The organism is Thioclava atlantica (assembly GCF_000737065.1).
GTDB lineage: Bacteria > Pseudomonadota > Alphaproteobacteria > Rhodobacterales > Rhodobacteraceae > Thioclava > Thioclava atlantica.
The window spans coordinates 133,355-153,756 of the sequence record NZ_AQRC01000007.1 but is presented as its reverse complement, the minus strand read 5'-3'; the positions used below and the strand labels follow the sequence as shown (position 1 = coordinate 153,756).

Annotated in this window: 17 protein-coding genes; 9 read left to right on the top strand and 8 right to left on the bottom strand. The window is 64.6% G+C overall.

The annotated features are described in order from the left end of the window. The first annotated feature begins 43 nt into the window (after window positions 1-43). The 3 genes from DW2_RS10550 (at window position 44) to DW2_RS10540 (ending at window position 3,231) form a co-directional block, all read left to right on the top strand. Window positions 44-1,054, top strand: coding sequence for a TRAP transporter substrate-binding protein (locus DW2_RS10550; RefSeq protein WP_038146163.1), 1,011 nt, complete (start codon window positions 44-46; stop codon window positions 1,052-1,054). Window positions 1,055-1,155: 101 nt separating this feature from the next. Beyond that, on the top strand, window positions 1,156-1,839 hold the full coding sequence (locus DW2_RS10545; RefSeq protein WP_038146162.1) for a TRAP transporter small permease: 684 nt from the start codon (window positions 1,156-1,158) through the stop codon (window positions 1,837-1,839). Between the two features lie 3 nt (window positions 1,840-1,842). After that, window positions 1,843-3,231 (top strand): TRAP transporter large permease, encoded by a 1,389-nt coding sequence (locus tag DW2_RS10540; protein WP_038146159.1) that lies wholly within the window; start codon window positions 1,843-1,845, stop codon window positions 3,229-3,231. Window positions 3,232-3,575: 344 nt separating this feature from the next. On the opposite strand, the gene DW2_RS19750 is transcribed toward DW2_RS10540, so the two are convergent. The 4 genes from DW2_RS19750 to DW2_RS10520 form a co-directional block, all read right to left on the bottom strand. After that, window positions 3,576-4,073, bottom strand: a complete 498-nt coding sequence (locus DW2_RS19750) for an IS1/IS1595 family N-terminal zinc-binding domain-containing protein (RefSeq protein ID WP_156102948.1) — start codon at window positions 4,071-4,073, stop codon at window positions 3,576-3,578. 201 nt (window positions 4,074-4,274) lie between these two features. Then, window positions 4,275-4,805, bottom strand: coding sequence for a bactofilin family protein (locus DW2_RS10530; protein WP_038146157.1), 531 nt, complete (start codon window positions 4,803-4,805; stop codon window positions 4,275-4,277). Next, a complete protein-coding gene (locus tag DW2_RS10525) occupies window positions 4,795-6,111 on the bottom strand; it encodes a M23 family metallopeptidase (protein ID WP_038146155.1) in 1,317 nt (438 codons plus the stop codon). The genes DW2_RS10530 and DW2_RS10525 overlap by 11 nt, the downstream gene beginning before the upstream one ends. 299 nt (window positions 6,112-6,410) lie before the next feature. Then, window positions 6,411-6,914 (bottom strand): peroxiredoxin, encoded by a 504-nt coding sequence (locus tag DW2_RS10520; protein WP_038146153.1) that lies wholly within the window; start codon window positions 6,912-6,914, stop codon window positions 6,411-6,413. 136 nt (window positions 6,915-7,050) lie between these two features. On the opposite strand from DW2_RS10520, the gene DW2_RS10515 reads away from it, so the two are divergent. From DW2_RS10515 to lpdA, 5 genes are all read left to right on the top strand, one after another. Continuing rightward, a complete protein-coding gene (locus tag DW2_RS10515; protein WP_156102947.1) occupies window positions 7,051-10,488 on the top strand; it encodes an AsmA-like C-terminal region-containing protein in 3,438 nt (1,145 codons plus the stop codon). A 5-nt stretch (window positions 10,489-10,493) separates the two neighbouring features. Beyond that, a complete protein-coding gene (gene queA, locus DW2_RS10510; RefSeq protein ID WP_038146147.1) occupies window positions 10,494-11,555 on the top strand; it encodes a tRNA preQ1(34) S-adenosylmethionine ribosyltransferase-isomerase QueA in 1,062 nt (353 codons plus the stop codon). Between the two features lie 92 nt (window positions 11,556-11,647). Next, a complete protein-coding gene (locus DW2_RS10505) occupies window positions 11,648-12,940 on the top strand; it encodes an MFS transporter (protein WP_038146138.1) in 1,293 nt (430 codons plus the stop codon). 72 nt (window positions 12,941-13,012) lie between these two features. Next, window positions 13,013-13,597, top strand: a complete 585-nt coding sequence (locus tag DW2_RS10500) for a DUF924 family protein (RefSeq protein ID WP_038146136.1) — start codon at window positions 13,013-13,015, stop codon at window positions 13,595-13,597. Between the two features lie 35 nt (window positions 13,598-13,632). Continuing rightward, the gene (gene lpdA / locus DW2_RS10495; protein WP_038146134.1) at window positions 13,633-15,027 is read left to right on the top strand and encodes a dihydrolipoyl dehydrogenase; all 1,395 of its coding nucleotides are present in this window, start codon (window positions 13,633-13,635) and stop codon (window positions 15,025-15,027) included. Window positions 15,028-15,117: 90 nt separating this feature from the next. Here the strand turns inward: lpdA and DW2_RS10490 are convergent, their stop codons facing one another. After that, on the bottom strand, window positions 15,118-15,483 hold the full coding sequence (locus tag DW2_RS10490) for a rhodanese-like domain-containing protein (protein WP_038146131.1): 366 nt from the start codon (window positions 15,481-15,483) through the stop codon (window positions 15,118-15,120). Between the two features lie 287 nt (window positions 15,484-15,770). Here DW2_RS10490 and uvrA point away from each other — a divergent pair, with 287 nt between their 5' ends. After that, complete coding sequence (gene uvrA / locus DW2_RS10485; protein ID WP_038146128.1) at window positions 15,771-18,626, top strand: excinuclease ABC subunit UvrA; 2,856 nt, start codon at window positions 15,771-15,773, stop codon at window positions 18,624-18,626. Window positions 18,627-18,638: 12 nt separating this feature from the next. Here uvrA and DW2_RS10480 read toward each other — a convergent pair whose 3' ends face one another. From DW2_RS10480 to DW2_RS10470, 3 genes are all read right to left on the bottom strand, one after another. Then, window positions 18,639-19,034, bottom strand: a complete 396-nt coding sequence (locus DW2_RS10480; RefSeq protein ID WP_038146124.1) for a hypothetical protein — start codon at window positions 19,032-19,034, stop codon at window positions 18,639-18,641. A gap of 303 nt (window positions 19,035-19,337) precedes the next feature. Continuing rightward, window positions 19,338-19,685 (bottom strand): hypothetical protein, encoded by a 348-nt coding sequence (locus tag DW2_RS19085; RefSeq protein WP_156102946.1) that lies wholly within the window; start codon window positions 19,683-19,685, stop codon window positions 19,338-19,340. 229 nt (window positions 19,686-19,914) lie between these two features. After that, window positions 19,915-20,319 carry an excinuclease ABC subunit A gene (locus DW2_RS10470; protein ID WP_238321309.1) on the bottom strand — a complete coding sequence of 135 codons (405 nt, stop codon included), beginning with the start codon at window positions 20,317-20,319 and terminating at the stop codon, window positions 19,915-19,917. Window positions 20,320-20,402 lie beyond the last annotated feature (83 nt).

The following is a 20,402-nucleotide window of genomic DNA, read 5'->3' as shown; positions in this document are numbered from 1 at the left end:
GACGCCGGGGAGGACCGGCAAGAACTGACCTTGGGAGGACATAATGAAGAAGTTTACCGCCGCGATTTCGGCGCTTGCGCTCGTGGCTTCGGCCGGGATCGCCATGGCCAATCCGGAAGGCTGTGACGATGGCGAAATGGTCATCAAGTTCAGCCATGTCACCAATGCCGACAAACACCCCAAGGGGATCGCCGCGGCGCTGTTCGCCAAGCGCGTGAATGCGGAGATGGACGGCAAGGTCTGCGTCGAGGTCTATCCGAACTCGACCCTCTACAACGATGACCAGGTGCTCGAGGCGATGCTGCAGGGCGACGTGCAGATGGCCGCGCCCTCGCTGTCGAAATTCGAGACCTTCACCAAGAAATACCGCATCTTCGACCTGCCCTTCATGTTCAAGAACATGGATGCGGTGGACGAGTTCCAGAATTCGGAAATCGGCCAGAAGATGAAGAACGAGATGGTGCGCCGCGGCCTGCAGGGGCTCGAGTTCTGGCATTCCGGTCTCAAGCAGTTCTCGGCCAACAAGCCGCTTCTGGTGCCGGGCGATGCGAAGGGCCTCAAATTCCGCGTTCAGCCCTCCGACGTGCTGATCGCCCAGATGAAGGCGCTCGACGCGAGCCCGCAGCCGATGGCCTTCTCGGAGGTCTATGGCGCGCTGCAGACCGGCGTCGTCGACGGTCAGGAAAACACCTGGTCGAACATCTACGGCCAGAAGTTCTACGAAGTGCAGGACGGCATCACCGAGACCAATCACGGCCTGCTCGACTACATGGTGGTGACCTCCGTCGACTGGTGGGAAAGCCTCGATCCCGCGATCCGCGACCAGATCGCCTCGATCCTGCACGATGTCACCGTCGAGCGGAACGCCGCGATCAACGAGGTCGAGGAGAACTCGAAACAGGCGATCCTCGCTACCGGGGCGACGATCCGCGAACTGACCCCCGAGCAGCGCCAGCAATGGGTCGATGCGATGAAGCCCGTCTGGGCCCAGTTCACCGATGATGTGGGCCAGGCGAACATCGACGCGGCGCAGGCGATCAACGCCAAGCACTGACCGGAACCGGACGGGCGGGCCCCCTTGCCCCGCCCGCTCCGCGGCGCGCGCAGCCCCACACACTGCGCGCGCATTTCACATACGCTAGAACGGAGATCCCCATGTCGCAGGGCTACGAGCCGCGGTCGCGTATCTCGCGTGCGATCCACCATTTCGAAGAAACCATGATCGCGCTGATCCTCGGCGTGATGACGGTGATCACCTTCATCAATGTGATCCTGCGCTACATTTTCAACGACTCGCTGATCTGGGGGCTGGAGGTCACGCTGATCCTGTTCGCATGGCTGGTGCTCTTCGGCATGTCCTATGCCGTGAAGATCACTGCGCATCTCGGGGTCGATGCGGTGATCAACATGCTGCGACCGGGCCCGCGCCGGCTCGTGGGGCTGTTCGCGGCGGCGCTTTGCATCCTCTATGCCGTGCTTCTTCTCAAGGGGGCCTGGGATTACTGGGCGCCGTTTGCGGGGCTCGAGCAGACGGGCGGGCGCTGGTTCCCGACCGGTTTCGTCGCCACCCGCGACCGCGCTTTCTACGAGACCGACCAGGTGCCCTTCGCGCATGCGCTCGCGGTCTATTTCGGCAATCTCATCAATCAGGGCGAAGCCTATGACAAGCTGCCCCGCTTCATCCCCTATGTGATCCTGCCCGTGGGCGTGCTGTTGCTGCTGATCCGCTTCATTCAGGCGACGATCGGGATCGCGCGCGGCGACCGCACCGCGCTGATCGTGAGCCACGAGGCCGAAGACCAGGTGGCCGATGTGGCCCATATGAACAAGGACGACTGAGGCATGGATATCCTCTTTCTCTTCGCGATGGTGATCGGCTTCATGCTGCTCGGCGTGCCGATCGCGGTATCGCTGGGCCTCGCCTCGACGCTGTTCCTGCTGATCTTCTCCGACGCCTCGCTCGCCTCGATCGCGCAGTCGCTCTTCGACGCGATGGACAATCACGCGACGCTCCTGGCGATCCCCTTCTTCATCCTCGCCTCGAGCTTCATGTCGACGGGGGGCGTGGCCAAGCGCATCATCCGCTTCGCGATCGCCCTGGTGGGGCATTTCCCCGGCGGGCTCGCGATCTCGGGAGTCTTCGCCTGCATGCTTTTCGCCGCGCTTTCGGGGTCGAGCCCCGCGACCGTGGTCGCGATCGGCTCGATCGTGATCGCGGCGATGCGGCAGGTCGGATATTCCAAGGACTTCGCCGCCGGCGTGATCTGCAATGCCGGCACGCTCGGCATCCTGATCCCGCCCTCGATCGTGATGGTGGTTTATTCCTCGGCGACCGATGTTTCGGTGGGCCGGATGTTCCTCGCCGGCGTCATCCCCGGCCTTCTCGCGGGCGTCATGCTTATGGCGACGATCCTGTTCATCGCGATCCGCCGCAACCTGCCGAAGGGCGACTGGCTGGGCTGGGGCGAGGTCTGGGCGAGCTTCAAGGACGCGTTCTGGGGGCTGATGCTGATCGCGATCATCATGATCGGCCTCTACGGCATTCCCGGCATCACCGGCGGCATCTTCACGCCGACCGAAGCCGCCGCCGTGGCCGCTGTCTATGCCTGGATCGTGGCGAATTTCATCTATCGCGACATGGGACCGCTCGATCAGGGCGAGACGAAAACCTCGCTCCTGCAGAAGCCCCAGGCCCTGATCACCGCGATCTGGCATCGCGGCACGCGCGACACGCTTTTCGAGGCGGGCAAGCTGACCATCACCCTGATGTTCATCATCGCCAACGCGCTGATCCTCAAACATGTGCTTACCGACGAGCAGATCCCGCAGAAGATCACCGAGGCCCTTCTGGGCGCGGGGCTGGGCAAGATCATGTTCCTCGTGATCGTGAACGTGATCCTGCTGATCGGCGGTCAGTTCATGGAGCCGTCGGGGCTGATCCTGATTGTTGCGCCGCTGGTCTTCCCGATCGCGATGGAGCTCGGCGTCGACCCGATCCATCTCGGGATCATCATGGTGGTGAACATGGAGATCGGGATGATCACGCCGCCGGTTGGGCTCAACCTCTTCGTGACCTCGGGCGTGGCGGGGATGCCGATCATGCGGGTGGTGCGCGCCTCCGCGCCCTTCCTCGCGGTGCTCTTCGTCTTCCTGATCCTGATCACCTATATCCCCTTCCTCTCGACCTGGCTGCCGACGATGGCGATGGGGCCCGAGACGGTGGTGAAATAACCCGGGCGGGGCGGGGGCTTTCGGCCCTTCAAGCCCCGCCTTCAGACTGACGCGTCCGTGGGTTTCCACGCGACGCGTCTTTCTTTTTGGTAGTGTCTGCATATCGTGTGGGTCTGTTTAAGGCATCTTGTGGTTTCGTGGCGTCTGGCTAACTTGATGCACCACTAAACCAGATTTCGGTGGCAGTTGGCATGGAAGACAAGAATGACAGGGTTTCCACATCTCTCGCCTTAATAGTGGTTCTTTGGCCGGCTGGCCTTTGGCTCATCGGCTTCTTCGTCGCTCAACTTGCCCGGCTTAATGGCTGCAAGATATGGGCAAGAGGCCCTGAAGAATGCCTATTCTTAGGAATGGATGTCGGCGAATACATCTACCCGCTTTGGTCGCTGGGATTTTACTTGCTGGGTGTTTTTCTCTGGATTCCAATCGGGCTCATCCTTCTTGGGGTCATACGCTTCATCCGTGGTGCAACCTGAACCTGACCGATCAAAGAACAGTCCTGGCCGATGAATGTGCGCAATCCGGGTGCCATTGCGTCCAGTGAAGGTCTTTTTACAGCTACCACAACGGTAGCGCTGCACATTCGTGCGCATCTTGTCCCATCTTAGGCGCTTGCCGCTACCGCAGCGAGGACATTCACGAGCGCCACCTCCCTCGATTTGAGCGAGTGCCTCATTCCTCCTGCGAACATCGGAAATCCGAGCTCTTGCTTTTTCAATCTGCGCAGGGGCCAGCAAATCAAAATGCGTGAGGAACTGGATAAATTCGTGCTGATGCAATTTCGGCTTCTTTCTAGAAGCCGAATAATATTGGCCATTTATGCCAAAAACGAAGAGGGCCAACACGATTTGCGGACACTACTTTCTTTTTCCGTCCAAGCCGCGCACCAGCGCCTGTGGGTTGTCTTCGATATTGACCGAATGACCGCGGGGGGCGAGGGCCGCAGGCGACAAGGGGCAGCGCCCCTCACGTCAGACCCGCGCGACAAAGAAAAAGGGCGGCCTCGAGAGGCCGCCCTCATCCGCTCTGGCTCTTGCCGGGGCTTATTTCTTCTCGGTCGTGGCGGCGGGCGCCGGGGCAGCCTCGGCCGTCGGGGGCGCGAGTTTGGGAGTGCCCTGGCCGTTTTGCAGCGGGTCGTCCTGACGCTGCACCGAGCCTTCGAAATGCGCGCCGCTCTCGATCGCGATGGTCTTGTGGATGATGTCGCCCTCGACGCGGGCGGTCGAGGTCAGGCGGACCTTCAGGCCGCGCACGCGACCGACGACACGACCATTCACCACGACGTCATCGGCCATGATTTCACCCTTGATCGTGGCGCTTTCGCCGACGGTCAGGAGATGGGCGCGGATGTCGCCCTCTACGGTGCCTTCGATCTGGATGTCGCCGGTCGTCTTGATGTTCCCGGTGACCGTCAGGTCCGTGGAAAGGACCGAGGGCGAGGGCTTCGGACGCGGTGCCGCATTCGACATATGCTCCGAGGACGTGCGCGCGGGTGCGGACGAAGCCTCGGGAGCTTTGGGCTTGTCACCATCGGCCTTGGGGCCGGGTTCGTGGATCTTCGACTTAGAAAACATTCTTACCAGCCTTGATGAAGGTCATCGGATTGATGGGTTTGCCACTGATGCGGATCTCGTAGTGCAGATGGGGCCCAGTGGAATGTCCGGTATTGCCCATATCAGCAATCCAGTCCCCTTGCGACACTTTTTGCCCCACCTTCACACGGATTTTGTTGAGGTGGCCATAGCGGGTGGTGATGCCGAATCCGTGGCGGATCTTGACGATATTGCCATAGCCGCGCTCCCATTCGGCGGCGATGACGACGCCATCGGCGGGGGAGTAGACCTTGGTGCCGATCGGCGCGGCCATGTCCACGCCCTCATGCATCCGGCCCCACCGCCAGCCGAAGGGCGAGGAGAAGCGGAAATGCGACTTCACCGGCATCGCGAAGGGCAGCTTGTCCACCGCGATGCGATACATGTTCATCTCGTCGAGCTTGCGCAGGATGCTTTCGGCCCGTGCGGTGTCGCCGTCGAGATCGGCCGTGCCCTTGGTCGAGAGCGCGACCGGGGTGAGCGGGCCACCGGTGCCCGAATAGCCCTTCTTGATCTCGGCCAGCACATGGTTGGGATCCATGCCCGCCTGCTTGAACACCTTGTCGAGCGGCTCCATCGAGATCTTCACGGCGCCTTCGAGGGTGGTGAAGATCTCGTTGTTGCGCTCTTCGAGAAGGCGTTTCTCGAGCGCGATGCGGTCCATCTCGACCTGGGCGGACTTGGCGTCGTCGGAGGCGGCGTCGCGTTCCTTCGCGGTCTCGCCGAGCGCCGCGGTCAGCATGTCGACGGTTTTCGCCATGTCCTCGGCGCGCGCGGCCTGCGTCGGGCCGGCATTCTTGACCTTGCCCTCGGATTTGGCGAGCGCCAGACGCGCGGTGTCGCGCTCGTCCATCGTGCGCCGCAAGGTGGACTGGATCACGTCGATCCCGGTCTCGAGTTCGCGGCGGCGCTCTTCCGAGGCGAGCAGCGTCGATTGCATCTTCGAGACCTGTTCGAGCGCGGTCTGGAAGCGCTGCTGGGCGGCATGGGCTTCGGCGGCGCGGGCATCGCGCTCTTTCGAGAGCGCGTCGAGGCGGCGTTCGAAGGCCAGCTTGGCGACCTGTTCGTTCTGGACCGCGCTTCCCGAGGAGATCCCGTCGATGAAGAGCATCGCGCTGGCCACGGTGGACCACAGGAACAGCCCGGCGCCGATCGCCAGAACGCTTGCCTGTGTGAGGGGTCGGAGTCTCACGAACCGTGTCGCGCTATCCGATTTCATGAACAGCCGCTGTTCGGGGAGCCAACGCTCGAGGCGGGTGTTCAGGCGGTCGAGAATGCGTCTGGGCAAACCGGTCGATCCTGTCTTGTTATTGGGTCAGGGTGGCGACGGGCCACGGAAGAGCGGGGGGCGACGAGGGCTTCTGTGTCCCTGTGGATAAGAAAGCCGCCCAAGGTTGTATCGGGATTAGCAAGGGGGGGCGTGCCGGGCAACCGATTTTGCCCTCCACTTGTGGCGCAGTTCCCTCACACGCACGAGATAGGCGATTTCTTGCTTATTTCCACAGGGGCGCCGGCCGGGTTTCGACGCGGTTTCCGGGGGCCGGTCACGATCCCGAGAGGGGCAGTTGACCGTGCCGCATCGGCCGCTCAGGCGAGCGCGCGGGCAGCCTCGAGAACCTCCTCGGCATGGCCCTTGACCGAGACCTTCGGCCAGACCCGCGCCACCTTGCCATCCCTGTCGATCAGCACGGTCGAACGCACGATGCCCCAGAACGTCTTGCCATACATGGATTTTTCCGCCCAGGCGCCGTAGGCCTCGCAGGTCTCTGAGCCGTCATCGGAAGCGAGATAGATGCCCAGATCGTGCTTGGCGCAGAAATTCTCGTGTTTCTTCAGGCTGTCCTTCGAGATGCCGATCACCACCACGCCCTCCGCGGCGAAATCCTTCGCGAGGCGGGTGAAATCGAGCGCTTCCGTGGTGCAGCCGGGCGTGTTGTCCTTCGGGTAGAAATAAAGGACGACCGGATGCGGGCGGGCGGCGCTCAGCGTGAGGCTTCCGTCTTTCGTGATCAGATTTCCGAGTGTCTCGAACCCCTTGCCGCCGGTCGCGGGCAGGGTGAAGTCCGGCGCGTTTTCGCCTGTTTCGATCATTTGCGGTCTCCGTGACAGATCGGGGCTTACTTTCGGCCCCCGCTTGCGCAAGAATTAATCACGAGGCAGGACAGGGGGGCAAGGCCGACCCGCCTCCGGCCCGGGCTTTGCGCAGGGGCACCGGAGGGAAAAAGGGGTGCCCCGAAAGATGACGATGGAGCATGAACGCCCCACCGGCCCCGAGACGGGGCAGCCGCGCGCTGACGCGGCCGATACGCGCGAGGATGCGCGCCCTGTCGGTGATGCCTGTGGATCGGAAACCCCGCCGCTCGCAGGGGATGGCGACGCGCCCGCCCGTCGCGCGCGCACCGGCCTTCTCCTCCTGCTGACTCTTCCGGTTCTCGCGCTCGCTGCGGTCTTCGGCTGGCTCGTCGTGACCCATCGCCCGGTGCCGATGCCCGACTGGGTCGTCGCGCAGTTGCAGGCGCGCGCCAATTCCGCCCTCGAGGGCCGGATGAAGGTGACGCTCGCGGGTGGGGTCGACGTGATCCTGGACGAGGGGCTGCGCCCGCGGATCCGGTTCAACATGGTGCGGCTCGACCGGCCCTCGGGGCTGCCGATCGCGGTGCTGCCCGAGCTGCGCGCCACGCTCTGGGCCGAGCCGCTTCTGCGCGGGAAGGTGGAGCCGCGCTCGTTCCGGGTGCGTGGCGCGAGCCTGTCGCTCCATCGCCTGCCAGACGGTCGGCTCGATCTCGATCTGGGCGGCGGGGACACGTTCGGCAATCTCGAACTCACCAATGCCTCCGATGCGGTCGAGGCCTTCGAGAAGGTCTTCGAGGTTCCCGCGCTCTCCAAACTCGAAGCGGTCACCGCGGAGGATGTCGAGATCCGGCTGATGGATGAGCGGCTCGAACGCCTGTGGAAGGTGTCGCAGGGCCGGTTCAAGCTGACCCAGAGCGGGTCGCAGATCTCGGTGGCGCTTGGTTTCGACGTCGGAGGGGGCGGGGCGAAACCGGCCCGGATCGCGCTGTCGATGACCACCCAGAAGAAGGGCCGCGAGGCGAGCTTCGGCGCGGCGGTGACCGATCTTCCGGCGCGCGATCTGGCCGTGCAGTCGCCGGCGCTTGCGGCCCTTGGCGTTCTCGATGCCCCGATTTCGGGCGCGCTGCGCTCGGGGCTCGACGACAAGGGGCATTTGACGGGCATGAACGCGATGCTCGAGATCGGGCGCGGGGCGATCCGGCCCAATGACAACGTCCAGCCTTTCGCGATCGAGAGCGGCAAGCTCTATCTCACCTACGATCCGGATCGCCAGCGCGTCACCGTCTCGAACCTCTCGGTGACCAGCCGCGCGCTTCGCCTGCGCGCGGACGGGCAGGCCTATCTGAAGGACCTCAAGGACGGGCTGCCGCAATCGATCCTCGGCCAGATCTCGATCTCCGATCTGCAGCTCGACCCGGCGGGGCTGTTCGAGAAACCCGCGCAATTCACCCAAGGGGCCGTGGATCTGCGGCTCTCCTTCGATCCGTTCCGGGTCGAACTGGGTCAGCTCGAACTAGACGATGCCGGGGCGACCACGATCAGTGCGAAAGGGGTTCTGAGCGCGCAGAAGGATGGTTGGAAAGTCGCGCTCGATACCGGGATCGACCAGATCGACCAGGCCAAGCTGCTCGCGCTCTGGCCGCCCTCGGTGGTGCCGGAGACGCGCGACTGGCTCGAGCAGAACGTCACCACCGGGCAGCTGCGCAATGTCCGCGCGGCCTTGCGCCTCGCGCCGGGAACGAAGCCCGAGCTGGCGCTCGGCTACGAATTCCGCGGCGCCGACGTCCGCGTGCTGCGCACCTTGCCGCCGGTGCAGCAGGGGCGGGGCTTTGCCACCATCATCGACACGCGGCAGGCGCTGCAGGTCGAGGAAGGGCATGTCACCGCGCCCTCGGGCGGGCGGATCGAGGTCACGGGGACGAAGCTGATCGTGCCCGATATCCGCATCAAGCCCGCCCCGGCGATCGTCACCCTGATGACGCGCTCGCCGATCCCGGCGGCGCTTTCGCTCCTTGACCAGCCGCCCTTCGAATTCCTCAAGAAGGCGAATATGGGGACCGATATCGCGCAGGGCTGGGCGGAGGCGCGCTCGGTCATCCGTCTGCCGCTCAAGCCGCGCGTGCCCGCCGAGGAGATCGGCTTCGACGTGTCCGCGCGGCTGACCGAGGTGAAGAGCGACACGCTCGTGCCGGGACGCGAATTGCGCGCGGCGCGGCTCGACCTGAAGGCCGACAATGCGGGCATGGTGATCTCGGGCAAGGGATCGCTCTCGGGCGTCGCCTTCGATGCGGCATGGGATCAGCGGTTCGGCCCGGAGGCGAAGGGCCGCTCGACGGTGAAGGGCAAGATCGAGGTGACGCCAGACGGGCTGGAGAGCTTCAATGTCGGGCTCCCGAAGGGGATGGTGCAGGGCCAGGGCTGGGGCGATATCGCGCTCGATCTGCAAAAGGACGAGCCGACGCGGTTCAGCTTCGAGAGCGACCTGAAGGGATTGCGGATGTCGATCCCGGAAGTGGGCTGGTCGAAAGCCGCGGGCACCGCGGGCGATCTGAGGCTCGCGGGCACGCTGGGGCAGCCGCCCCGGATCGACAGCGTGAACCTCGATGCGCCGGGGCTGACGGCAAAGGGCGCGCTTTCGCTGGTCAAGGCCGGGGGGCTGGAGCGCGCGCGCTTTTCCGATCTGCGGATCGGGAACTGGTTCACCGGCAGCGCGGATCTGGTGGGGCGCGGGCCGGGCCGTCCGGTCGATGTCGACGTGCATTCGGGCAAGTTGAACCTCGCGGCGGCCGATTTCGGCCGCGGGGCAGGGAGCGCAGGCGGCGTCACCGGCGGCGGAAGCGGCGGCAAGGGCAGCACGATCACCGCAGCGCTCGACCAGGTGCGCATCACCGACGGGATCGGGCTTACGGGCTTTCGCGGCCGGTTTTCGGCGGGCGGCGGCTTTTCGGGGCAGTTTCAGGGCCGGGTGAACGGCGCGGCCCCGGTCTCGGGTACGGTGACGCCTGCGCCCGGGGGGCGGGTGGCGATCCGGGCTCAGGCCGAGGATGCCGGGGCGGTGCTCGCCGCGACCGGGATCTTCACCAAGGCGCGCGGCGGCGCCGGGACGCTGGTGCTCAACCCGGTCGAGCGGCAAAGCTATGACGGTACGCTCAAGATCACCAATCTGCGGGTGCAGGACGCGCCCGTTCTCGCCTCGCTGCTTTCCGCGGCGTCGGGGATCGGCCTGCTCGAACAGCTCAACGGCGAAGGGATCCTGTTCTCGGACGTGGATGGAGAGTTCCGCTTGACGCCCAAGGGGGTCAGCGTCACAAGGGGCGCCGCCGTGGGCGCCTCGATGGGGGTGACGATGGCGGGCAATTACTATCCGCAGAGCAAGCAGCTGGACATGAAGGGCGTGATTTCTCCGTTCTATCTGATCAACGGGATCGGGCAGATCTTCTCCAAGAAGGGAGAGGGTCTCTTCGGCTTTTCCTATTCGCTCCGCGGTCCGACCGAGGGGCCGAAGGTCTCGATCAACCCGCTCTCGGTGCTCGCGCCGGGCGCGACGCGCGAGCTGTTCCGCGCCGCGCCGCCCAAGGTTCTCAGCGAGTGATCCGGATGAAACTCGAGGATTTCGACTTCGACCTGCCCGAGGGGCTGATCGCGACGCGACCCGCGCGGCCGCGCGATTCCGCCCGGCTGCTGCTGGCGGAGGGCGACACGATCACCGACCGCCATGTCTATGATCTTCTCGAGATTTTCCGCCCCGGCGACCGGCTGGTCCTGAACAATACCAAGGTGATCCCGGCCCGGCTGATGGGCACGCGGACGCGGCAATCGGCGCAGGGAGAGGTGGTCGCGAAGATCGAGGTCACCCTTCTCGAGCCCGCCCCGGGCGGCGAATGGACCGCGCTCGCCAAACCGCTGCGCAAGGTGAAGGAGGGCGAGGAGATCGTCTTCTCCGAAGCGCTTTCGGCCCGTGTCGCGGCGATCGAGAACGGACAGATGCGCGTCGCGTTCAACCTCGAGGGCGAGGATTTCGACGCGGCGCTGGCCGAGGCGGGCGCGATGCCGTTGCCTCCCTACATCGCGGCCCTGCGCGCGCCCGACGAGGAAGACAAGCGCGATTACCAGACCGTCTTCGCGCGTCATTCCGGCGCGGTGGCGGCCCCCACGGCGAGCCTGCATTTCACCCGCGAATTGCTCGAGGCGCTCGCCGCGAAGGGGGTGGAGTTCACCGAAGTCACGCTTCACGTCGGCGCGGGCACCTTCCTGCCGGTGAAAGTCGAGGACGTGACCCAGCACAAGATGCATGCCGAATGGGGCGAGGTGAGCGAAGCGGCCGCCGCCGCGATCAACGCGACGAAGGCCGCGGGCGGTCGGGTGATCCCGGTCGGCACCACCGCGCTGCGCCTGATCGAGAGCGCCGCGCGCGCTCCGGGCGGCGCGAAGGGGCATATCGTGCCCTATCGCGATGCGACCGACATCTTCATCTATCCCGGCTTCGAGTTCCGCATCACCGATGCCCTGATGACGAATTTCCACCTGCCGAAATCGACATTGATGATGCTGGTCTCGGCATTGATGGGGCCAGAGAGGATCCGGCGGATCTACGCGCATGCGGTTGAAAACGGGTATCGTTTCTTCTCTTATGGCGACGCGTCGCTTCTGATCCCGTAAGGTCGCAAACGGGCCTGTTCTTCGAGCGATACCGTTCTAGATGCCGACCTCTGGGACGGCCCAGACCCACGCCAAGCTTTGAGGGACGATTCATGCTGCTAGTGCTTCGCCAGACCTGGCCCCTTCTTCTGGGGATCATGCTGCTGATGGTGGGCAACGGGATGCAGGGCACGCTGCTCGGTATCCGGGGCAAGATCGAAGGCATCGACACCTTCTACATGTCGCTCGTGATGTCGGCCTATTTCGCGGGCTTCCTGTTCGGGTCGCGCATGGTCCCCGAAATGATCGGACGCGTCGGTCACGTACGGGTCTTCGCCGCGCTCGGCTCGCTGATCTCGGCGGTGCTGGTGCTCTATGCGGCCTTTCCGAACTGGCCGTCCTGGGTGCTGATGCGCGTGCTGATCGGGTTCTCCTTCTCGGGGGTCTACATCACCGCCGAGAGCTGGCTCAACGCGGGCGCCACGAACGAGACCCGCGGCCAGGCGCTCTCGCTCTACATGATCATGCAGATGATCGGGATCGTGGCGGCGCAGGCGCTGCTCAACGTGGGCGACCCGGCAGGCTATCTGCTCTTCGTGATCCCCTCGGTGCTGGTGTCGCTCTCCTTCACGCCGATCCTGCTCTCGGCCTCGCCCGCGCCGGCCTTCGAGACGATCCAGCGGATGACCTTCAAGCGGCTGTGGGAGGCTTCGCCGCTCGGCATGGTCGGGATCTTCCTGCTCGGCGGGATCTTCTCGGCGATGTTCGGCATGGCCTCGGTCTGGGGCACGGCCGAAGGGCTCAGCGTGAAGGAGATCTCGGCCTTCGTCGCGGCGATCTATGTCGGCGGGATGGTGCTGCAATACCCGATCGGCTGGGTCTCGGACCGCATGGACCGGCGCAAGGTGATCGCGGTCACGGCACTGCTCGGCGGCGTCGTCACGGCCCTCGTCTTCCTGTTGAGCCCGCCCTTCTGGGTCGTGCTGATCGCGGCGACGCTGATCGGGGGCGTGGCCAATCCGCTCTATTCGCTTCTGATCGCCTACACGAACGACTATCTCGACAATTCCGACATGGCTTCGGCTTCGGCGGGGCTGATGTTCACCAATGGCGTGGGTGCGGTGACCGGCCCGCTGGTGACCGGCTGGCTGATGGGCGTGATGGGGCCGGGCGGTTTCTTCTTCTACATCGCGGTGCTCTGCCTCGGGATCGCGGGCTATGCCGCCTGGCGGATGACGCGGCGCGAAGCGCTGTCGGTGGACGAGGCGGGGTCCTATACCGTGCTCTCGCCCACCGCGACGGCGGTCGCGGTCGAGGCTGTGCTGGAATATGCGCAGGAGGAGGCCGAGGCGGCTGCCGAGGCGGAGGCGGAGGCCGAGAAGGGCGCACGCAACGACGCGGCCTGACCCCCTTTCTCCTTTGCCGCCCTCCGGCCTTGCCCTACCATTGGGACGAGTTCGGCAGGGGAGGGCCGTGTGATGGACCGGATCGAGGAAATTCTGCGTTTCTGGCGCAGCGAGGTCGGCGAGGCGAATTGGTATCAGTCGACCGAAGAGATCGACGCGGCGATCCGCCGCCGCTTCGCGCCGCTCTGGCAGGTCGCCACGCAAGGCGCACTGGCCGATTGGGATCGCGGGCCGCGCGGGGCGCTGGCGCTGATCCTCCTGCTCGACCAGTTCCCGCGCAACATGTTCCGCGACGATCCGCGCAGCTTCGCGACGGATCCGGCGGCGCGCGGACATGCGGAGCGCGCGATCGCCGAGGGGTTCGACCTGAAGATCGGGCCGCCGATGCAGCAGTTCTTCTACCTGCCTTTCATGCATTCCGAGGCGCTTGCGGATCAGGATCGCGCCGTGGCGTGCTTCCGCGACCGGTGGCGCTCGGCCGACAACCTTCGCCACGCGCGGGCCCATCGTTCAATCATCGAACAATTCGGCCGCTTCCCCTGGCGCAACGCCGCACTGGGACGCGAGACCACCCCCGAGGAAGAGACATTTCTGCGTGAGGGCGGCTACCGCAAGGCGCTTGCGGCGCAGGGCGAGTTGAATGTGGACGAAAAATAGTTTAACGCCAAACCAGTTTCCAACCGGAGGATGACATGGCATCGAAAAGCTACGACATGATCGTGATCGGCGCGGGCCCGGGGGGCTATGTCTGCGCCATCCGGGGCGCGCAGCTGGGCCTCAAGGTCGCGGTCGTGGAGCGCGAGCATCTTGGCGGGATCTGCCTGAACTGGGGCTGTATCCCGACGAAGGCGCTGCTGCGTTCGGCCGAAGTGTTCCACCTGATGGAGCGCGCGAAGGAGTTCGGCCTGAGCGCCGAGAAGATCGGCTACGATCTCAATGCGGTGGTGAAGCGTTCGCGCGGGGTCGCCAAGCAGCTTTCCTCCGGCGTGGCCCATCTTCTCAAGAAGAACAAGGTCGATGTGGTGATGGGTGCGGCCAAGCTTGCCGGCGAGGGCAAGGTGACGGTCAAGACCGCGAAGGGCACCGAGGAGCTCACCGCCAAGAATATCGTGCTCGCCACCGGCGCGCGCGCCCGCAACCTTCCCGGGCTCGAGGCCGATGGCAAGCGCGTCTGGTCGTACAAGCACGCCCTGCAGCCGCCGCACCAGCCGAAGAAACTGCTGGTGATCGGCTCGGGCGCGATCGGCATCGAATTCGCCTCCTTCTTCAACACGCTCGGCGCCGAGACCACCGTCGTCGAGGTGATGGACCGCGTGCTGCCCGTCGAGGATGAGGAAATCTCGAAATTCGCCAAGAAGCAGTTCGAGAAACAGGGCATGACGATCCGCGAGAAGACCACCGTCACCAAGCTCGACCGCAAGGCCGACAAGGTGATCGCGACGCTCGAGTCGGGTGGCAAGAGCGAGACGCTCGAGGTCGATACGGTGATCTCCGCCGTGGGTATCGTCGGCAATGTCGAGGATCTCGGGCTCGAAGAGGCGGGCGTGAAGATCGACCGCACCCATGTCGTGGTGGACGAGTTCTGCCGCACCGGCGTCGACGGGCTCTATGCCATCGGCGATATCGCCGGCGCGCCTTGGCTCGCGCACAAGGCCAGCCATGAGGGCGTGATGGTCGCCGAGCTGATCGCGGGCAAGCATGCTCACCCGATCAAGCCGGGCTCGATCGCGGGCTGCACCTATTGCCAGCCGCAGGTCGCCTCGGTGGGGATGACCGAAGCCAAGGCGAAAGAGGCGGGCTATCAGGTCAAGGTCGGCCGCTTCCCCTTCGTCGGCAATGGCAAGGCGATCGCGCTCGGCGAGCCCGAAGGCATGGTGAAGACCGTGTTCGACGCCAAGACCGGGGAGCTTCTGGGCGCGCATATGGTGGGCGCGGAAGTGACCGAGCTGATCCAGGGCTATGTCGTGGGCCGTCAGCTGGAGACCACCGAGGAAGACCTCATGAACACGGTCTTCCCGCACCCGACGCTCAGCGAGATGATGCACGAGTCGGTGCTCGACGCCTACGGGCGCGCGATCCATTTCTGATCGGGCAGGGGGCGCTTCCCCCGCCCATCCGTCTGACAATCAAAAAGGGGCCCAGGTGGGCCCCTTTTCGTTATTCTTCGAAGGTCCGGCTCAGCGTTCGATCTCGCCGCCGCCCGCGTGCCAGTCGCCCAGCCCGCCGATATTGTAGACCTCCTGGTAGCCCATCTGGGTCAGCATCTGCGCCGCGCCCGCCGAACGCGCACCCGAGGCGCAATAGAGCGCCACCGGCTTGCCGGTGTCGAGCTCGGGATGCTTTTCGGGGCTCGCCGGATCGGCCTTCATGCGGATCGTGGCGAGCGGAATGTGCAGGGCGCCCTTGGCCTTGCCCGAGCTTTTCACTTCCATCGGTTCGCGCACGTCGACCACGGTGATCTCACCGGCCTTGGCCTTGCTCACGGCGTCCTTGGGATGGATCCGTTCCACGCGTGCGCCCGAGGGGCGAAGGAAGTTCAGCATGTCGATACCTCTTGCACTCTCTTGGGCTCTTGGCCCGGTCTGTGCCAGATGTGGCAGATCGCGCCCCTCATTCAAGGCTGTTTTCCTCACGGAAAGCAAAATTATATTCAAGAAATGGAATTCGAGGCGTGATTGCCACGTTTTCGGGCGCTCCGCGGGGCAGGAAGGCGCGCAAGGAAGCGCCGGCAGAGCAAGGGAATTTGAAGAGTTCCCTCTTCGTTCGCGTTTTTCGATTGGAGACTCGTCCCGTCTCACCTATCTAGGAGCGGTAATGTCAGGGGGCATTCATGGCCGAGCAGAAATACATCGAAGTCCGCGGCGCACGCGAGCACAACCTGAAAGGCGTGGATCTGGATATCCCGCGCGACCAGTTCGTGGTGATCACGGGCCTGTCGGGCTCGGGCAAGTCTTCGCTCGCCTTCGATACGATCTATGCCGAGGGGCAGCGCCGCTATGTCGAGAGCCTGAGCGCCTATGCGCGCCAGTTCCTCGACATGATGGGCAAGCCCGATGTGGATCATATCTCGGGTCTCTCGCCGGCGATCTCCATCGAGCAGAAGACGACCTCGAAGAACCCGCGCTCGACAGTGGGCACGGTGACCGAGATCTACGATTACCTGCGTCTCCTCTTTGCCCGCGCGGGCACGCCCTACAGCCCTGCCACCGGCCAGCCGATCGAGGCCCAGCAGGTGCAGGACATGGTCGATGCGGTGATGCGCATGGAAGAGGGCACGCGGGGCTACCTGCTCGCGCCCATCGTGCGCGATCGCAAGGGCGAGTATCGCAAGGAATTCGCCGAGCTGCGCAAACAGGGCTTTCAGCGCGTGAAGGTGAACGGCGAGTTCCACGAGCTGGAGGAGCCGCCCACACTCGACAAGAAGTTCCGCCACAATATCGACGTGGTGGTGGACCGCGTCGTCGTGCGCGAGGGGATGGAGACGCGGCTGGCCGACAGTTTCCGCACCGCGCTGGATCTGGCCGACGGGATCGCGATTTTCGAGAGCGCCCCGAAGGAAGGCGATCCCGAACGCACGACCTTTTCGGAGAACTTCGCCTGCCCGGTTTCCGGCTTCACCATCCCGGAAATCGAGCCGCGCCTGTTCTCGTTCAACGCGCCGTTCGGGGCGTGTCCGGTCTGTGACGGGCTCGGGGTGGAGCTGTTCTTCGACGAACGCCTCGTGGTGCCGGATGTGACGCTTTCGGTGATGGGGGGGGCGCTCGCGCCCTGGGCGCGCTCGAAATCGCCCTATTACACCCAGACGATCGAGGCGCTGTCCAAGCATTACGGCTTCGACCGCCGCAAGCCCTGGAAGGATCTGCCCGAGAAGGTGCAGCAACTCTTCCTGTTCGGCTCGGGCGAGGAAGAGATCAAGTTCCGCTTCGACGAGGGCGGACGGGTCTACGAGGTCAGCCGCACCTTCGAGGGGATCATCCCGAATCTCGAGCGCCGCTATCGCGAGACCGACAGCGCCTGGTCGCGCGAGGAGATGGAGCGCTACCAGAACAACCGTCCCTGCCATGCCTGCGAAGGCTACCGTCTGCGGCCCGAGGCGCTCGCCGTGAAGATCGGCGGGCTGCATATCGGCCAGGTCGTCGAGATGTCGATCAAGGATGCGCATGACTGGGTGGCGACGGTTCCCGCGGCGCTGAGCCAGCAGAAGAACGAGATCGCGACGGTCATCCTCAAGGAAATCCGAGAACGCCTCGGGTTCCTTGTGAATGTCGGGCTCGACTATCTCACGATGAGCCGCGCCGCCGGCACGCTCTCTGGCGGGGAAAGCCAGCGGATCCGGCTCGCGAGCCAGATCGGCTCGGGGCTGACAGGCGTGCTCTACGTTCTCGACGAGCCCTCGATCGGTCTGCACCAGCGCGACAATGACCGGCTCCTGCAGACGCTCAAGAACCTGCGCGATCAGGGCAATACGGTGATCGTGGTGGAGCATGACGAGGATGCGATCCGTCATGCCGATTACGTCTTCGATATCGGTCCCGGCGCCGGCGTGCATGGCGGCCAGATCATCGCGCGCGGAACGCCCGAGGAGATCGCGGCGGATCCGGCCTCCATCACCGGGCAGTATCTCTCCGGCAGCCGTGAGATCGCGGTGCCGATGGACCGGCGCAAGGGCAACAAGAAGAAGCTCACCGTGGTCGGTGCTTGCGGGAACAACCTCAAGGACGTGACCGTCGATTTTCCGCTCGGCAAGTTCGTCTGCGTCACGGGTGTGTCGGGCGGGGGCAAATCCACGCTGACGATCGAGACCCTGTTCAAAACCGCCTCGATGCGCCTCAACGGCGCGCGCCAGACGCCCGCGCCCTGCGACACGGTGAAGGGGCTCGAGCATCTCGACAAGGTCATCGATATCGACCAGCGCCCGATCGGGCGGACGCCGCGCTCGAACCCGGCGACCTACACCGGGGCCTTCACCCCGATCCGCGACTGGTTCGCGGGGCTCCCCGAGGCGAAGGCGCGCGGCTACAAGCCGGGGCGGTTTAGCTTCAACGTCAAGGGCGGGCGCTGCGAGGCCTGTCAGGGCGATGGCGTCATCAAGATCGAGATGCATTTCCTGCCCGACGTCTATGTCGAATGCGAGACCTGCAAGGGCAAGCGCTACAATCGCGAGACCTTGGAAATTCTCTACAAGGGCAAGAGCATAGCCGACGTTCTTGATATGACCGTCGAGGACGCGCAGGAGTTCTTCAAGGCCGTGCCCGCGATCCGCGAGAAGATGGATGCGCTGATGGAGGTGGGTCTCGGTTACATCAAGGTCGGCCAGCAAGCGACGACGCTTTCGGGCGGTGAGGCGCAGCGAGTGAAGCTCTCGAAGGAGCTCTCGAAGCGCGCCACGGGCCGCACGCTCTACATCCTCGACGAGCCGACCACGGGTCTGCATTTCGAAGACGTGCGCAAGCTGCTGGAGGTGCTCCATTCGCTGGTCGAGCAGGGCAATACGGTGGTGGTGATCGAGCACAATCTCGATGTCATCAAGACGGCCGACCACATCATCGATATCGGTCCCGAGGGTGGCGATGGCGGTGGCGAGATCGTGGCCGAGGGCACGCCCGAAGTCGTCGCCTCGAACCCGCGCAGTCATACCGGGCAGTATCTCGCGCCGATGCTGGGGGTGAAGGTGGCGGCGGAGTAGGGCGCCGCGCCCTTAGTGCCGCCCCATCACCTCGAGCACCTTGTGGTCCTCGGCGCCGACCCGGTAGATCACGCCCTGCACCGCGTAATAGCGCCAGGCGCCGGTGACCGCCGGCAGGTCATAGCGGTTGAGGTTGATGATCATCGAGTGCTGGTAGACGGGAAACTCGTCGCCGACCTGGAAGCCCGGGCGCATCCTTCCCTGAAGGACCCACCGCGAGACGCCGTTTTGCGCGACCTTGCAGAAGGTATCTCCCGTCGAGAGCTTCTTGCATTCCGGCGCCGCGGTCTTGGCGACGGCCTCCGAGGGTTCGGGAGCGATCTTGCCGCCGCGCATGATCTGAACGTCCTGGGCCTGAGCGGGCAGGGCGAGCAGGGACAGGAGCGGGATCAGGAAATACGGTCGCATGGTCAACCTCCGGGCGCGTCGCAAACGCGACGGGAAAAGCATAGCTCGAAATCAACATGGATCGGCATGCGCCGTCCGGCCAGGACGCCACTCGTGGCGCCTGTTATGGGTTCGGGAGCGGATGAAAGGGGGAGGTGCGGCGACCGGCCTGGCTCCCTATCGGAGGTGCTGCCGGAAAAATGCGCCAAGCTGGCGATGCGCCGTATTCTGTTCATCTTCTGTCCCCGGTTTCTTTCGGGGCAAACGCAAGACGGGCGGAACTGGTTCCGCCCGTCTCCTCATCCGGATCGCGTGTGCGACCTGTTATTGACCGATGACCCGGTCCGCGGAGCCGACCTGGGCGAGGACTTCGCCGGTCTCGTTGTTCACGCGGTAGATGTAGTCATAGGAGCGCCAGTAGGTCGCGTTCGGGTCGAGGCCGAACTGCCCCGGCTGACGAATGCGGACGTGGTTGCGGGAGATCCGCTCGCCCTTCTGCCACAGACGCTCGTTGCGGACCGAGGGGAGCTCGTCCATGCGGGCGTTCACGAAGGTGACTTTCGCGGGGGCTTCGGATTTCGACCACTTGCTCGGACCGTCAGCCATAACGGCGACCGGCAGCAGCGAGGCGCCAACAACCGCGATCACGGCGAAACGCGAAAAATAAGCCATGCGCATATTCCTTTCCGTCCTGTTCGCCGGGATAAATGCCGCATCGCAGAAAAATAATCTATTGCAGATTTCGCATTTCCGCTATGCACCTAGCTGACATTCCGTCACAACTCCGCGCGCTTACGCTGCGGCAGCACAATCACGAATTGAATTGGGCGGGTTCAGGCAGAATTCGAGCCCGCGCAGGGGTAGATGCGCGGGCTCTCTCGGTCCTGGGACTGGGGGAGGATCAGTTGCCCAGAAGCGATTGCGCGAGGCCGATCAGGGCAAGAACCTCGCCGGTCTTGCGGTCGACGCGATAGACATAGCCGTCGGCGCGCCAATAGGTGTCGCGCGGGTCGAGCCCGTAGCGCGCGGGCTCGCGCAGCACGATGTAGTTGCGGGTGATCCGCTCGCCACGGCGCCAGCGATGATGCTCGTCCTCGTCATAGCGGTCTTCGTGATGCTCGCGCACCAGCCCCGGAGGCCGGCAGCCATTGTGCTTCTTCGCAAGTCCCGGCGGGCAGCCGCGATAGTCATGTTCGTAATGACCTCCGCGCTCTTTCCATTTGCCGTGCCCGTCGGCCAGCGCCGCGCCGGGCAGAAGGCCGGCGCCGAGCGCCGCGATCAACGTGAGGCGAGACATGCGTCGCATGCGACCACTCCTTTCCATTCATTCTGCACGCAGTAATGAACGGAGGCCCGCTGCTGTTCCATCGGGCTTTTCGCGGCTCGGCA